The sequence below is a fragment of the Bradyrhizobium sp. Kon37 genome, assembly GCF_055807535.1.
In genome coordinates, this window is the sequence record NZ_JBVVOY010000297.1 from 1 (window position 1) to 255 (window position 255).

Sequence of the window (255 nt, forward strand, 5' to 3'; positions counted from 1 at the left end):
TGCACGTAGATCTCCGCCAAAGCCGCAACCAGCGCCTTTTCCGAGCGCTGCTAGCGCTCGAACAGCTCAGTCGAGTATCGCCCCGGCTGGTCCTGCCGCACCTCGAGTTCGATCTTGCCTACCCGGGTGATCAACGAGCGGGAATTTTAGCCGGAGCGATAGCCAAAGCGTGCCTCGCTGCGTTCTCCTTTTCTCGGCCCCCAGCGTCACCGTCATCTCGGCTTCGAGATTTCTCCCACGGCAACCTGAATCAGC

Annotated in this window: 1 pseudogene; it reads right to left on the reverse strand. The window is 60.8% G+C overall.

What is annotated here, in order from left to right:
• Nucleotides 1-53: 53 nt before the first annotated feature.
• Nucleotides 54-255 (reverse strand): annotated as a pseudogene (locus AC0L3J_RS38230) (transposase); the annotation flags it as partial.